The sequence below is a fragment of the Pseudoalteromonas sp. HF66 genome (assembly GCF_011806445.1).
Taxonomy (GTDB): domain Bacteria; phylum Pseudomonadota; class Gammaproteobacteria; order Enterobacterales; family Alteromonadaceae; genus Pseudoalteromonas; species Pseudoalteromonas apostichopi.
The window spans coordinates 119,861-134,689 of record NZ_JAATOU010000003.1; the positions used below are offsets into that span (position 1 = coordinate 119,861).

General features: G+C 39.9%; 14 protein-coding genes. 7 read left to right on the forward strand and 7 right to left on the reverse strand.

Features of this window, described 5'->3' with window-relative positions:
* Nucleotides 1–105: 105 nt before the first annotated feature.
* Nucleotides 106–1,704 carry a hypothetical protein gene (locus tag HCZ11_RS04870; protein WP_167657799.1) on the forward strand — a complete coding sequence of 533 codons (1,599 nt, stop codon included), beginning with the start codon at nucleotides 106–108 and terminating at the stop codon, nucleotides 1,702–1,704.
* Nucleotides 1,705–1,778: 74 nt separating this feature from the next.
* On the opposite strand, the gene HCZ11_RS04875 is transcribed toward HCZ11_RS04870, so the two are convergent.
* The 4 genes from HCZ11_RS04875 to nadK form a co-directional block, all read right to left on the reverse strand.
* On the reverse strand, nucleotides 1,779–2,177 hold the full coding sequence (locus tag HCZ11_RS04875; protein ID WP_167657800.1) for a hypothetical protein: 399 nt from the start codon (nucleotides 2,175–2,177) through the stop codon (nucleotides 1,779–1,781).
* Nucleotides 2,178–2,215: 38 nt separating this feature from the next.
* Nucleotides 2,216–3,889, reverse strand: a complete 1,674-nt coding sequence (gene recN, locus HCZ11_RS04880) for a DNA repair protein RecN (RefSeq protein ID WP_130051283.1) — start codon at nucleotides 3,887–3,889, stop codon at nucleotides 2,216–2,218.
* Nucleotides 3,890–3,957: 68 nt separating this feature from the next.
* Complete coding sequence (locus HCZ11_RS04885; RefSeq protein WP_175580378.1) at nucleotides 3,958–4,521, reverse strand: hypothetical protein; 564 nt, start codon at nucleotides 4,519–4,521, stop codon at nucleotides 3,958–3,960.
* 94 nt (nucleotides 4,522–4,615) lie between these two features.
* Nucleotides 4,616–5,500 (reverse strand): NAD(+) kinase, encoded by an 885-nt coding sequence (gene nadK / locus HCZ11_RS04890; RefSeq protein WP_130051285.1) that lies wholly within the window; start codon nucleotides 5,498–5,500, stop codon nucleotides 4,616–4,618.
* 120 nt (nucleotides 5,501–5,620) lie between these two features.
* Between nadK and HCZ11_RS04895 the strand changes: the two genes are divergently transcribed.
* The gene (locus HCZ11_RS04895; protein ID WP_130051286.1) at nucleotides 5,621–6,565 is read left to right on the forward strand and encodes an HrcA family transcriptional regulator; all 945 of its coding nucleotides are present in this window, start codon (nucleotides 5,621–5,623) and stop codon (nucleotides 6,563–6,565) included.
* A 58-nt stretch (nucleotides 6,566–6,623) separates the two neighbouring features.
* On the forward strand, nucleotides 6,624–7,232 hold the full coding sequence (gene grpE, locus HCZ11_RS04900) for a nucleotide exchange factor GrpE (RefSeq protein ID WP_054551515.1): 609 nt from the start codon (nucleotides 6,624–6,626) through the stop codon (nucleotides 7,230–7,232).
* A gap of 102 nt (nucleotides 7,233–7,334) precedes the next feature.
* On the opposite strand, the gene HCZ11_RS04905 is transcribed toward grpE, so the two are convergent.
* The gene (locus tag HCZ11_RS04905; RefSeq protein ID WP_130051287.1) at nucleotides 7,335–8,525 is read right to left on the reverse strand and encodes a Bcr/CflA family efflux MFS transporter; all 1,191 of its coding nucleotides are present in this window, start codon (nucleotides 8,523–8,525) and stop codon (nucleotides 7,335–7,337) included.
* A gap of 192 nt (nucleotides 8,526–8,717) precedes the next feature.
* On the opposite strand from HCZ11_RS04905, the gene HCZ11_RS04910 reads away from it, so the two are divergent.
* Entirely contained in the window at nucleotides 8,718–9,515 is a 798-nt protein-coding gene (locus tag HCZ11_RS04910) for a M48 family metallopeptidase (protein ID WP_130051288.1), read from the forward strand.
* Nucleotides 9,516–9,628: 113 nt separating this feature from the next.
* Nucleotides 9,629–10,132, forward strand: coding sequence for a hypothetical protein (locus tag HCZ11_RS04915; protein WP_167657801.1), 504 nt, complete (start codon nucleotides 9,629–9,631; stop codon nucleotides 10,130–10,132).
* A gap of 70 nt (nucleotides 10,133–10,202) precedes the next feature.
* Here HCZ11_RS04915 and HCZ11_RS04920 read toward each other — a convergent pair whose 3' ends face one another.
* Both HCZ11_RS04920 and HCZ11_RS04925 read right to left on the reverse strand, forming a co-directional pair.
* On the reverse strand, nucleotides 10,203–10,985 hold the full coding sequence (locus tag HCZ11_RS04920; RefSeq protein WP_167657802.1) for a nucleoside-binding protein: 783 nt from the start codon (nucleotides 10,983–10,985) through the stop codon (nucleotides 10,203–10,205).
* Between the two features lie 91 nt (nucleotides 10,986–11,076).
* A complete protein-coding gene (locus HCZ11_RS04925) occupies nucleotides 11,077–12,390 on the reverse strand; it encodes a Na+/H+ antiporter NhaC family protein (RefSeq protein WP_130052276.1) in 1,314 nt (437 codons plus the stop codon).
* 294 nt (nucleotides 12,391–12,684) lie between these two features.
* Here HCZ11_RS04925 and dapB point away from each other — a divergent pair, with 294 nt between their 5' ends.
* Both dapB and carA read left to right on the forward strand, forming a co-directional pair.
* A complete protein-coding gene (gene dapB, locus HCZ11_RS04930; protein ID WP_167657803.1) occupies nucleotides 12,685–13,482 on the forward strand; it encodes a 4-hydroxy-tetrahydrodipicolinate reductase in 798 nt (265 codons plus the stop codon).
* Nucleotides 13,483–13,689: 207 nt separating this feature from the next.
* A complete protein-coding gene (gene carA / locus HCZ11_RS04935; protein WP_055020805.1) occupies nucleotides 13,690–14,826 on the forward strand; it encodes a glutamine-hydrolyzing carbamoyl-phosphate synthase small subunit in 1,137 nt (378 codons plus the stop codon).
* Nucleotides 14,827–14,829 lie beyond the last annotated feature (3 nt).

Below are 14,829 nucleotides of genomic sequence, written 5' to 3' on the forward strand. Positions count from 1 at the left end.
AGTAAGTATTTACCTTGTGCTATATATATAAATTAATATTTGCTAACTTTTTATTTTTAATTGTTAGTAAATAAGTTTGATTTTATCTTTTTAGGTGAATATAAAATGAAAATCTCTATGTTATCGATAATGACACTTTGCACTGTACTTTCGTCGGGTGTCTATGCAAATACGTGTACCGGTGAGCTATATGGAATTAATTCTGGGCGAGGTGACTTAGGGATTGTCTTTTCCTTGAATGAACAAGATCAAAGTGCTGCGATTCATTCGAAAGCTAAGTTTTCCTCAGCAGCTATGGCGTTTGATAGTACTCGTAACCGTTTATATTATGTATCAGCCCCTAGACCACTAACATATCAGTTAGATCCTGGCTCTTTAAATTTGACCGATGAAGAACTAAAAGGGTTACCGATTAAAGGTAATAAATTTAAATATACCAAACTTGCATATGTGGATATGGCAACTGGTGAGCACGTAGAAGTTGGTCGTAGCAGCCCAATGACAAGACTTGCTTATGATCCTGAGCGAGATGTTATGTATGGCTCAAAGGGTAGCAAGTTTTACATTATCTACCCTGATTCAGGAGAGACTCAGTACGTAGGTGAAATGACGGGTTATGGTAGCAGCTCTGATATCCTTCGGGGCGACATAGTTATAAAAGATTCAAAGATTTATTTGATCTCTTCTAAAAGTATCTTCTCACTTGATTTATCAACATTACAATTAACTCGAATATCAAATCATGGGTTAGTAACTGTAACAGGCGCTGCGGTAGATCAAAACGGTGAATTATTGATTTCTCGTGAAGTAATTAATGATCAAGGACACTTCAATCTTACCAAACTTTATAAGGCATCTATCGAAACTGGTAATACTTGTGAAGTAGGTTCATTCCCAGTGCGTGTCAATGATTTAGCTATGGATACGATAAAACCAGTTGCTTGCTATAATAAAAAGTATACATGTAGCACTGAGCCAGAATCGATAGTCATCACTAGCATTGACCAAAACAGACAAGCCACTTGGCAAGGGTATACGCTTAACGGCTTGCTAATGCTTTGGGCCCTAGAAAAGTTAACTAGTACAGACAATTTCAGTGAAAATGGTGTTGTTCGTAAACCTCTATCAATAAATCATGATTTTGCAGCGGCAAATTCAATTACAGAGGAAGCGTTAAATAATTACAACACCGATATCTTTTTTATTGGTAGTTTCAGGTTAAGTAATTTTACAGATGCAGAGCTCGATGAAGCCTATAATTGGTCATTAAAGAAAGGTAATGTTGCCATTATTGCTGGTGATGCTGATTACCCAGAGGAAAAAATATACACAAGATGGGGTTATAAAGTAACAGCAGAAGGTTACATTGATGGACCAAGTATGCCTAATCCAGCAGGAGAGAGTACCAAAGCACAGCAAAGAATGTTCGCAGGACCATTTGGAGAGGTAATTGAGTTTTATCAATCAGGTACAGCAAGAGGTTATTTTTCAGAGATGCCTGCGGGGGCCCAAGTCTTAGCTGTAAACCAACAAGGCTTGCCAACTATCGTAAAAGACCCTGCTACAGGCGATATTATCTTGGCTGATAGTGGAATGCTAACAATTCAATATAAATTAGAAAATATTACACAAGGCCCAAAAGTGACAAGTATGGCGGATCGTTTATTAATGAACTTGTTTAACTATGCCAGTGAGATAGATTAATTATTGCCAAGTTATGTAAAAATCGCGAAGTGTTAAAAGCTTCGCGATTTTTTATAAAACTAACGTTGATTCTATTACCAGCAGCCTGTAAGGGTATTTTTTACTTTATTAGAATGCTGTCTAAGAAATAAATAATTAATACCAACAAGTAATGTATGACTGATTGCTAAAAAAATTAACCATGACGATAAGCCTTGTGTTAACTGAGTAACTGTTACCATGCTAAGTAGCATTAAAATCAAAGATGAATTTAACACGGCTTGTAGCAACTGTTTAAAACGCAAATGTTTCCAGCGACTCCAAACAACCAACAAAAAAGCGGTTGTAGGGAGTGCAACTAATATACATTCAAATAAAATAATGAATAATTGCGTACTTTGATAAGCTGAATTTGTAGTAGCACCCTGAGTATGGCTTGAACTTAGCGTAATCAATCCAAGTATCACAACAGTAAATATATTTTTAATATTCATTTATAAACTCTAAACTCTAAACAGACTTAACTACCAATTTATGCATGTGCGCTAATAAGCTCTTTGGCATTAGCTCTTGCCATTTTACTAATGTTATCGCCTGCGAGTAGTCGTGCAATTTCATCAATACGACCATCTTTTGAAAGTTTATTCATTTGCGTAAAGGTTTCGCCATTTGCAATTTCTTTTGCTACAAAAAATTGTTGATGCCCAGAGCTAGCAACTTGCGGAAGGTGAGTCACACAAATAACTTGAGTTGATTTACCTAGTTGGCGTAAAAGCTTGCCGACAGCAGAGGCGGTTGGGCCTGAAATCCCCACATCTACTTCATCGAAAATCAGTGTAGGCGTAGTAACACGTTGAGCAATAATAACCTGAATAGCTAAACTAATACGTGATAACTCACCCCCAGAGGCTACCTTAGAGAGGGCTTGCATTGGTTGACCTGGGTTCGTCGACACCAAAAACGAAACCGTATCAAAGCCCATTGCACTTGGTGCTTTATCGGTAGTTTGTTGAATATCAATCGCAAATTTGCCGTTTTCCATAGATAAATTCGCCATACTATCGCTGATTAGCTGATTAAGTGTCTCAGCGTAACTATGACGGCTTTCACTCAATAGTTGAGCTGCTTGTTTGTATTGCTTAAGGGCAGAACTAATTTCGCTTTCAAGAGCAACAAGGCGGTCACTGTTATAGCTGATTGATGCTAATTCTTCTGCAATCGACTGATGAAATTTAACAAGCTCTTCAGGTTTTATGTGATGTTTACGGGCAAGGTCCATAGCACCTGCTAAGCGGGTTTCTACTTCATCTAAACGGGCAGGATCTAAGTCAGTAACATCAACATAGCTGCGAATTTCACGACTTGCTTCTTCAACTTGCACTGCAGCTTCACTTAGTAGTGATGCAATACTTGATAAGCTTTCATCGTAGTTCGCAAGCTCAGCAAATTGCTGTGCGCTGTGTTGCAATAACGAACAAGCACTTTGTTCATCACTTTCGTATAAGTGTTGTAGCTCACGTTGGCATGACTCTAAGATGGTTTGACTATGGCTTAACTTGTGATGCTCAGCTTCAATCTCTTCAAACTCGCCAGGTTGCAGGGCAAATTCATCTAGCTCAGCTACTTGATATTCAAGTAATTGCTTTTGAGCGGCTTGTTGCTGTTGTTGTTGCTCAAGCTGGTTAAACTCTTTGAGTAATGCTTGGTAGGCTTTATAGCGTTCTTTAACATCAGCTAATAATTGATTGTGGCCAGCATAGGCATCAAGCAGATGTAATTGATGTTCAGCTTTTAATAAATGCTGATGGGCATGTTGTCCGTGAATAGAAATTAAATACTGACCTAACTCTTTTAACTGTGCAGCTGTAACTGAGCTGCCATTAATATAGCTCTTGCTGCGGCCATTTTTGCAAATAACACGGCGTAGTAAACATTCGCCTTCACTGTTTGAAAGTAAATGTTGCTCTAAAAAGTGTTGGGCAAGAGGGAGTTGGCTAATATCAAATTGTGCACAAATTTCTGCACGATCAGTACCTGGGCGAACAGCACCAGCATCAGCGCGTTCGCCTAAACATAAAGAGAGGGCATCAATTGCAATTGATTTCCCCGCACCTGTTTCACCTGTAATGGCTGTCATACCATTGTGCCACTCAGTACTTAAATTACTTACAATGGCAAAGTTTTTAATTTCTAACCCGATTAACATACTGTTTATCCATCCAGCTAATTAACTGTTAATTTATACAGTGTTTTCGGGTTTTGCAAATTAAATTTTTAAGCTTTGCTTAATTCTGACAGTTGATTTTGTGGTGTGGAATCATCTGGCGCTTGTGTGCTCTGGGCTGGCAGCTGATCGTCTTGTAAATCCACTGGAGGCTGATATTTAATTACTTCAATCAGTGATGGTAGGGCTTCTTGGTAAAACGATTTGTTATATTCAATGCCATTGTAAGGTAATTCAGCCATAAAATATTGTAGTCTGTCTGCAAGCTGATCAATCTGCTCAGGGCTTTGTGCTTTGCTGGCTTCCATAATGATAGTGTTGAGCAGTAAATCGCTAATGTACTCAAGGTAGGTCAGGTTTTCTTCATTATGAGCTTGAACAACAAAATAATTGCTGGTGATCATACTTAAGCGTTGAATATTCTTCGGACGAATTATCTTACTTTCGCTAAAATCAATTAATTTATCCTTAAAATCATTGTTGATTTTTTTTACTCGCTGATTAAAGTGTTTTTTTTCAGCTTCAATAGCTTTACGACGGTTGCTCTCAACCATCCAGTAGCAACCTAGTAAGGTGATCAGTAATAATAGAGCAAGAAAAACGATATAGCTCATTTTGCCTTATAATCCTTAAAAAAATACAGCATTAAGTTTGATTATTTTGCGCTAATCACTGCGCCTTGGCAATCATTTAAGATAAAAAAGCCGCTTAAAATAAGCGGCTTCCCCAGTTTAACTTTTTTCTCAGTACGTTGTAGTAAGAGTACTCTTTTGGATGTATTAAACGCAGTCTTTTATCTGCTTTTTTTATCACCACTTCATCACCAGGTAACACAGCTAAAACTACATGACTGTCGCAGCTGACTTGTAAGCTATCGGTATTTTCAAGACTAAGTTTTAAGCGCACTTCATTATCCGCATCAACCACAAGGGGACGGCTTGATAGAGTGTGCGGGAACATCGGAACAAGTGAAATTGCGTTCAGCTCTGGAGTTAAAATAGGACCGCCACCAGAAAGTGAATAAGCTGTTGAACCCGTTGGCGTTGATACAATTAATCCATCAGAGCGCTGTGAGAACACAAAATCGTTGTTTATAAAGGCTTCAAACTCAATCATATGAGCGACTTTATCGGCGTGTAATACAGCTTCATTAACCGCCAAATTCGCACTTTTTAGTTCAGCATGACGATATACTTCAACTTCAAGCAAAAAGCGCTTTTCTTCGAGGAATTGGCCACTTAGCACTTGTTCAAGGCTGGCTTCGAAACCTTCAGGGTTTAAATCGGTTAAAAAGCCTAAATTGCCACGGTTTACACCTATTACGGCTACATCAAAACGTGCTAAAACTCTTGCTGCACCAAGCATATTGCCATCGCCGCCCACTACTATGGCTAAGTCTGCACGTTCACCTAAATCTACCAATTTAACTAGGTTTTCAGCAGGTACGTCTTCAAGCTGGCGGCCAGTGCGTTGTTCTACTAGTACTTCAAATCCTAACGCACGCAAGAATGTGTGCAAGCGACCAAGTGTGGCAGCCGCGGCACTGTGATTAGGTTTGCCAATTAGACCTATGGTTTTAAACGGTGAATCCATGTTATTTGCACTTAAACTTTCATATCGCTAGATTACATTAAAAATTAATGCTTTGAAAATAACTTGAAATAAACTTGATGCGCCCAAATATCCACTGGCAAGAAGCTAAATGAATAAATTATGAAATTAAATCCGCGTGACCAACAAATTTTTTCAGCTGTAATGAGCCTTTACTGTAATGGAGAAGGTCAGCCTGTTGCCTCAACTCGTATTGCCAAACAAAAAGGTATGGCAGTATGTTCAGCTACAGTGCGTAATGCAATGGCACGGCTTGAAAAAGTGGGCTTATTATATTCGCCCCATACTTCAGCAGGCCGTGTGCCTACCAATGCTGGGTTTGATTATTGGCTCACAGAGTTTTTTGCTCTGCCTGAAATCGCAACATATTGGCAGCCTGAACAAGCACAATTAGTTGAGCTTGCCCATGGTTTAAGTCAACGCTATAAAGTGTGTTGCTGTGTGGGATTACCTCAAGTCAGCTCACAGCTGGTTTTCCGAGTAGAGGTGCTAGATTTTGATGGTAGTAATTGGCTTATTCTACTCATCGATAGAGCAGGGCAGAGCCATAATATTTGTATTACCAAACCTGAAGACTCATCTGATGCCGTTCGCTATCAGTTTGCCACTTGGCTCAATACTGTATTTAGCCAGCAAACCTTAATGGAAGGTTTATATCGTATGCAGGCAATGGCAGGCACTGCACCACATAATTGCCATGACTCACTGACACAATGGACTCGGCAATTAAGTCAAAAGCTTGGTTCAGACAATAGCATTGTAGTGGGTGAAAACTACCTTTACCGCCAAGTTGATTGCCAGACCAGTTTAAATATAGGTGTATCATTTTTAAATTTTGTTGAAGATAAACTCGCATTTAAAAATGGTTTATCGGTTTTAAATACAGAACAATTACCATTTACAGATTGTAATGAGCTGATGGTGATCAGCGTTCCATATTTTAATAACCATGAATACCAGAGTCGATTTTGTGTAATTTGTCCAAAATCAGCGCAAATAGAAGCAATCATCCAAGAATTTAAGTTAATCGGCTCATCAGCCTCTTGAATCTTTTAATTCAATCCCCATAATTACCGCAGTTGTAAAGAATTGGAGCATGTAAGCTATGTCTGAGCAGACAAAATCACCAGAGCAAGAAGTTGAACTAAACGAAGAATTTGAGCAAATGCAAGCTGAAGTAGAAGCTGCAGAAAAAGCAGCTGAGCAAGTTGATGGCGAAGAAATGAGCCCTGAAGCTGAAATTGCATTACTACACAGCGAACTAGAGGCAGCTAAACAAACGATTAACGACCAAAAAGACAGTGTTGTTCGTGCTGCAGCAGATGTTGAGAACATGCGTCGCCGTGCCGCTCAAGATGTAGAAAAAGCACATAAGTTTGCACTTGAAAAGTTTGCTAACGAATTACTACCAGTTATCGATAACCTAGAGCGTGCTATTGAGTTTTCTGATAAAGAAAATGAGCAGCTTAAGCCTGTCCTTGAAGGTATCGAGATGACAGTTAAAAGCTTTAATGATGCAGTATCAAAATTCGGTGTTGAAATTGTTAACCCTCAAGGTGAGCAATTTAATCCTGAATTCCATCAAGCAATGTCAATTCAGCCAAGCAATGATGTAGCACCTAATACTGTTCTTGCAGTAATGCAGAAAGGTTATACATTAAATGGCCGTTTATTACGTCCAGCAATGGTTATGGTATCGAAAGAAGCTGAATAAGCTTTAAAGAGATATAAAAAATGCCTGTTAATTACAGGCATTTTTTTTGATAGCAATCGTGTTAAGTTACCGACCATTTAGCTCGCTAGGATGGTTAAATATTTAAGTCGATTGGTATCGTTTTCGATGCCAAAGCTGCACTAGTAAGATAAGTATCAGTGCGCTGAACATCATCGCAGAAAATGGAATGGCACTTTGAGGGTGAACAAAGGCAAGGATAGGGCCAACTAAAGCGCCACTGCCGAATCTTAATGTACCAATAACGGCTGTTGCAGTACCTGACTTTTCCTCAAACTGCATTAGTATCAATGAGTCTGCATTACTCGCTACAATACCTAAGCTCATCATCAGTGGTGCGATGCTTGCAACGATAAAATACAATGATAAATGCATCACACTGAATAACAGTAATGCCCCACCAGAAACGAAGCCAATGGCAAGGCCAATAAATAAAAGCTTACGAGAACCCAAGCGCGGCACTAAACGTGTATTCATAAAGTTACCGAACATTAAAGCCAACACGTTAAAGGCGAATAACACCCCGAACAATTGCTCATCTACTTTAAAAAAATCGAGATATACATAAGGTACCGATGTTAAAAAGCAAAAGAATGCAAATGAGGCAAACATTGAGCTGGCAATATCGGCAAGGGCGCTACGACGGGAAAATACCGTTTTATAACTATTAAAGAACAGTGCCAAGCCACGTTGCTGACTCTTAAAGATTGGAATATCGATTAAATGAATTTGCACTAAAGCTAAAATTGCAAAGCTATAGACAGCTAAGGTAATAAAAATGACCTGCCAGGTTGAAATACCCATGATCAATGAGCCAAGAGTAGGAGCAATGAGCGGGGCAACCATCATGATCATTGATACGTAAGACATACCCTTGGCGGTGTTTTCTCGATAAATGTGGCGAATAATACCCGGCACAACGACCGTTGCAGCGGCGCCAGTGAATGCTTGTACCGCCCTGAGAGATAAAAATAATTCGATATTAGAACAAAACGCCAGTGCTAATGAGCTTATACCAAATAGTGCTAAGCCAACCTTAGCGAGTAATCGCCTGCCAAGTTCATCGGCTATCGGGCCAAAAAACAGCATACCAAGGGCATAACCCGCTAAATAAATACTGAGTGATATTTGCACATTTGGCATGGTTGTTTGTAGGTCGTTAGCGATTACCAACATTGCCGGTAAATATAAATCAATTGCCAAAGGCGTAATCGCGACAATACTTGCCAGTAAAGGCAATAAAATGCGTTTATTTAAAGTCTCAGGGGAAGGCATTGTTTACTCATTCATCAAACATTAGGTCACTATTGTAGCAGTGTGAATCACTGTGGTGAACTTAGTTTGCCTGCTAAGTAAAAGAATTAACTAAATAATAACAACTGAGTGGGTGATTGTTCATTTTCATATAAAATTAAGCAATGCTTTGCTATATTGATCAAAATTACACTAAGTATTTGAAGGACTAGTATGAAAAAGTTAATCATGGCAGTGTTAGCCACCGCTGTTTTAGCTGGCTGTAAAACCTCTCCAACAGGGCGCACACAAATCGCGCTATATTCAGACCAACAGATGAGTCAAATGGGTCAAGCAAGTTTTGCTGAAATGAAAAAAACGCAACCTGTTAATACTGATCCAAGTGTCAATGCTTATGTGAAGTGTATTGCTGATGATGTTATTGCAGTTTTACCTAACGAGTATGCAAAGCAGTCTTGGGAAGTCGTTGTGTTTGAAGAAGATTCAGCGAATGCATTTGCATTACCAGGTGGTTATATTGGCGTTCATACAGGTTTATTAAAAGTTGCTGTAAACCAAGACCAACTTGCAACAGTACTAGGTCACGAAGTAGCACACGTTATTGCTGAGCACTCTAATGAACGTGTATCACAAAATGCACTGTTACAAACAGGCCTGCAAGTTGGTGGTGCAGCACTTGATATGGGTAATGTGCAATATCGCGGCGAAATTATGCAAGCTTTGGGGTTAGGTGCCCAATTTGGTGTAGTGCTGCCGTTTAGCCGCTCACATGAATCAGAAGCAGATATTGTCGGCCTAGATTTAATGGCAAAAGCAGGGTTTAACCCAGAGCAATCAGTATCGCTTTGGCAAAATATGAGTGCAGCAGGCAGTAGCGGCACCCCAGAGTTTATGTCGACTCACCCAGCACCGGGTAACCGAATTAAAGAGCTACAAAAGCATATGTCGGATGCATTAAAAGCCCAAAAAGCAGCTAAAGCAAAAGGCAAAAACCCACAGTGTAAACTGTAATTAAATCTTCCCAGAGCTGCTTACGCAGCTCTTTTTGTTTCATTTTTCATCGATGTCTATTATCATAAAATAACTATCTGATTTAATAATAAAAACAATTAAATGGAATTAATATGAAGTATTCTATCCCTACTTTTTTGCTATGTACTTTAGTGTCTTTAACCGCCTGTAAAAGCACCAAACAGCAGCAAAGTCAAGCAATTGCCTTAAAGCCTACACCTCCTATAGCGTTAAATGCAGTGCATTTTGCCCTTGGAGTTGAAGCAGATAAAGTTCAACGTGATTGTGTCATGCTTGATAAGTTAGCTAATTCGATTACTGATTCAGCAAAAAATTATTTAGTAACATTAGTTGAACAACAAGAAAAATCCAAAGCAGAGTATGTCGTTGAAGCGAAATATATTGAAATTAACTCGCATAGATGGGTTTTTCCATCGGTGAGACCAAGCTCATCAGCAACATTACATGTGCAACTTAAAAAAGGTGATGAGATTATAGCTAAAACAACGAAGGAAATTGGTTCAGGAGTTGCTTTTGGTGCCTGCGACCGTTTAGAGAAAATAGCTGTTGCAGGTGGTCGCTATGTGTCTAAATGGACTTCTAATCAATTTAATTAAAACAAAGCCTGTATTCTAGCTGACTACAGGCTTTAATTCTTATAACTCGTAACTCGTAACTCGTAACTCGTTAGAACGTCCACTCAACGTGAAGTTGTGGTACTGATTCAGTTGTGTCTGTACCTAGTTTGTTGTGCCAGTATTGCCACTCAAGGCCTAGCAGTAAGGTGTTTTCCTTCATGCTCATTGCGTGACCTAAATCCCACGTGATGATTGGCTGCGCTAAAATCCACGCTTTAACATCTTCGCCAAATTCGTTTTCACGCTCAGCAATGTATTCAACATGGCCCGTTACGTTGAACTTTTGTGAGCCGATAGTGAATGGGTAGCCCCATGCAACATCAATCATCCAGCTATTTGTTTCAGTGGGGGCACCACCGCGTGCTACGCCTTCACTGTCATCGATATAAGCGGTAAATAAAGTAGATAAAAAGCTAAAGCCAGGTGCCTGCCAGCTAAGTTTTACACCTGGTAAATACTTAAGAACTTTAGAATCGCCTGCAGCATTAAAACCTGCAGTTAAACCTACATCAGCAATTGCGCCGTATGAGAAGTCACTGTCAGAGATTTTTGATAAGCTGAATGTTGAGTACCACTCGCCGTAAAAGTCTTTATCTTGATAGCCATCCTGACGGTCGTCATTGCTGTAATCAATAAAAAAGAAGTTATCGCCATAGTCGTAACCAGAAGCGTGTTGCAATGAAACAACCGTGGTATTTGACTTAGTTAATGAAAACGGATTTTTGTGTTCACCGTTATTAACGTGTAATTGCGTAGAGCTCCAATTAGCGGCATAGCCTGAAGTACTTACTGCACATAGCGCAGCAACAGAAAAGATCTTTTTCAAGTTCATATCTCAATATTGATGGTGTAAAGGGGATACAAAGGGAGGATTATAGCAGATACGCCCTAAATTGGGCGTATCTTGGCAAAAATTATTTAACTTAAGCTTTATTCCGACGTAAGCAAATTACAGCCACAGCTGTAAAGGCAAGAATAAAGCAATAGTAAGATGAAGTAGACACCTGCCAAGGGCTAATTTTGAAAGTCGCACCGAGAAGTAACGCTTGTGCGCCATAAGGTAGTGAGCCTTGTGTTACACAAGCAAAAATATCAAGTAAGCTTGCTGAACGCTTACCAGTAATTTCGCCATCATCCGCTAATTTTTTAGCAATTGGGCCAGCAACAATGATTGATACCGTATTATTAGCAATACATAAGTTACTGGTCATCACCAGTGCCGCAATACCTAATTGATCCGCGACCTTACGGTGCCATTTTGCAATGATTTTCGTAATTGCTTGAATTTTGTTAGCAATATAATCAAGTCCACCATTAATACGGATAAACTCTGAAAGGCCACCAATAAACATCGATAGCAAGAAAATTTCCTGCATATCAGTAAAACCTTTATAGACATCCTTAACAAAACTGGCACCTTCATAGCTGCCAGTAAAGCCCATTAGTGCAGCGAAGATAATACCGCTAAACAGCACCACAAAGACGTTAAAGCCCATTACTGCGAGTACTAAGATAAAGGCATAAGGTAACACTAATAAAATATCGAAATCTTGTGTTTCTACAGCTTCAGCTGCAGGCGTTAAGAAGAATAACAAACCGATAGTTAATGCTGCAGCGGGTAAGGCAATTTTTAAGTTCTCACGGAATTTATCTTTCATTTCACAGCCTTGCGTACGGGTTGCAGCAATAGTTGTGTCAGAAATGATTGATAAGTTATCACCAAACATTGCACCCGATACAATCGTGCCTGCCATCAATGATGGATCAATGCCTGTTTTTTGGGCGACTGCATAAGCAATCGGGCCAATAGCACCGATAGTCCCCATTGAAGTACCCATTGCAGTCGACACAACCGCAGCGATTAAAAATAATCCAGGTAGTAATAAAGCTGGCGGAATGAGTGATAAACCCGCATTAACAACGGCATCGACACCACCCGTTGCACCTGCAACGGCAGAAAACGCACCGGCAAGCAGATAAATCAAACACATAGTGATGATGTTGCTATGGCCCGCACCTTTAATAAAGGTTTCAACACTGTGGTTGATGGTATTTCTATTTAAGATAAAAGCCAGCATGATGGCAGGTAAAATTGCCACAGGGGCAGGCAATTGATAGAAGGCGTAATCGACACCTTGAGACTGTAAGTATAAGCCAGCGCCTAAAAATAAGCCGACAAACACCAAAAGCGGCAGCAAAGAAAGTTTTGCTTTTGTTTTATTAAATGATGGCTGCATCATATTCCTCGTTAGATAACCAATAACACAGCCAAATACTTCTTTTAGCTGTATTTAGTTGCCTGCATTCTCAAAAGACAATGCTGTTGCAACAGCGCCCGCAAGCCAAAGACCAAATCGGCGCAAAGGAAGAAGTTTAAATGTATAGATGGCTAAATGCAAAGACTATCTGTTATTATTGTTGTTCTATTAATAAATCTAAAATTAGCTCTGTATTTTTTATAAGCTAACCTGACTATTACATGAGTTTTCGATAAAATCCAGCCAGCTAAGAAGAATAGATAAGGTAACTATATGAACCGCATAGGTGTATTTGGCGCAAACGGCCGCATGGGACTTGCACTTTTAGAAGCAGTCTCAAAAAAAAATGACGCAACATTAACGGGCGCGTACGTGCGTGATAACTCGCCACTTTTAGATATAGCGGTTAATCAATTAAACAGTGCTGCATCAGCGGATGTATCATTTAGTAAAGAAACAGAAGTAAAAGATGCTGATGTATTAATTGATTTCACCTTACCGGCAGGAATGCGCAACCACTTGCAAACAGCGGTCGAAAAAAATATCGCAATGGTAATTGGTACCACGGGCCTCAACCAAGATGATATTGATGCCCTCAATGAAGCAGCGAAACACATTCCGATTGTTTTTGCTCGCAACTATAGCGTAGGTGTGAATTTACTGCTTAACTTAGTGCAGACTGCGGCTGTGAAGTTTGGTGATGACATGGACATTGAAATATTTGAAGCCCATCATCGTCATAAAATTGATGCGCCATCAGGGACTGCATTGGCAATTGGTGAAGCTATTGCCGAGGCAAAAGGCTGGCAGCATGATGAAGTCGCGCGTTTTGATAGAAGCAATGACGAACACGCAAAATCGCAAAATGAAATCGGTTATTCGGTCATGAGAGGCGGAGATATAGTAGGTGAACACACCGCATATTTCGCAACTTCTGGCGAAAGGCTAGAATTAACTCATAAAGCAAGTTCAAGAATGACCTTCGCGTTAGGTGCTGTAAGAGCTGCGGGCTGGTTGAAAAACAAACCAGCTGGACTTTATGACATGCAAGATGTGCTTGACTTGAAGTAGTTTAGTTTCTTTTTTGGCAGTTTCAGTGAATTTTTAGTTAATAACGCTTATTTTTACTATTTTATTAATTAAGATTAGATCTGAAAGCTAATTTACTGTAGAATAGTGCCAATTTGCCAAAAATTCATAAATGCGTGTTTCCAATCGCTTTAAACGGGCAGTAGAGCAAATGACTTTACTCCCGTTTTTTACTGTTAGGAGGTTAACTTGACTAAATCCGCTCTGTTAGTCCTAGAAGACGGCACAGTGTTTCGCGGTACTGCAATCGGCGCTGACGGCATGTCAGTCGGTGAAGTAGTATTCAATACGTCTATGACTGGTTATCAAGAAATTTTGACTGACCCTTCATACGCGGAACAAATCGTAACTTTGACGTACCCACATATCGGTAATACGGGTACTAACAGCGAAGACGAAGAAGCGGGTCAAATCTGGGCTAAAGGCCTAGTGATCCGTGATTTGCCACTGCTAGCAAGTAATTTCCGTAACGAGCAATCGTTAAGTGATTACTTAAAAGAACGCAATATCTTAGGTATTGCAGACATCGACACTCGTAAATTAACACGTATCTTACGTGATAAAGGCGCTCAAAATGGTTGTATCATTGCAGGCGACGAGTTAGATGAGAATAAAGCGCTTGAAGCTGCGCAAGCCTTCCCAGGCTTAAAAGGCATGGATTTAGCAAAAGTTGTCTCAACCAAGGAAAATTTTGAGTGGCGCGAATCAAGCTGGACTTTAGGTTCAGGCTTTAAAACGCTAGAAGCAGCAGACGAGAAGTTCCACGTTGTTGCTTATGACTTCGGTGTTAAACGTAATATCTTACGTATGTTAGTTGACCGCGGTTGTAAATTAACTGTCGTTCCTGCACAAACATCTGCAGAAGATGTACTGGCATTAAACCCAGACGGTATCTTCTTATCAAATGGCCCTGGTGATCCTGAGCCGTGTACTTACGCGATTGAAGCCATTAAAACTTTCCTAGAAACAGACACGCCAATTTTTGGTATCTGTTTAGGTCACCAATTACTTGCACTTGCTTCAGGTGCACAAACGGTGAAAATGAAGTTTGGTCACCACGGTGGTAACCACCCAGTTAAAGACCTTGACCGAAATGTTGTAATGATCACAGCGCAAAACCACGGTTTCGCAGCTGACGAAGCAACATTACCAGCGAATTTACGTGCAACTCACGTTTCATTATTCGATGGCACCCTACAAGGTATTCACCGCACAGATAAGCCTGCATTTAGCTTCCAAGGTCACCCAGAAGCAAGCCCAGGTCCACATGATGCGGCGCCATTATTTGACCACTTCATCGACTTGATGCAAGCACGTTCTAACTAATTT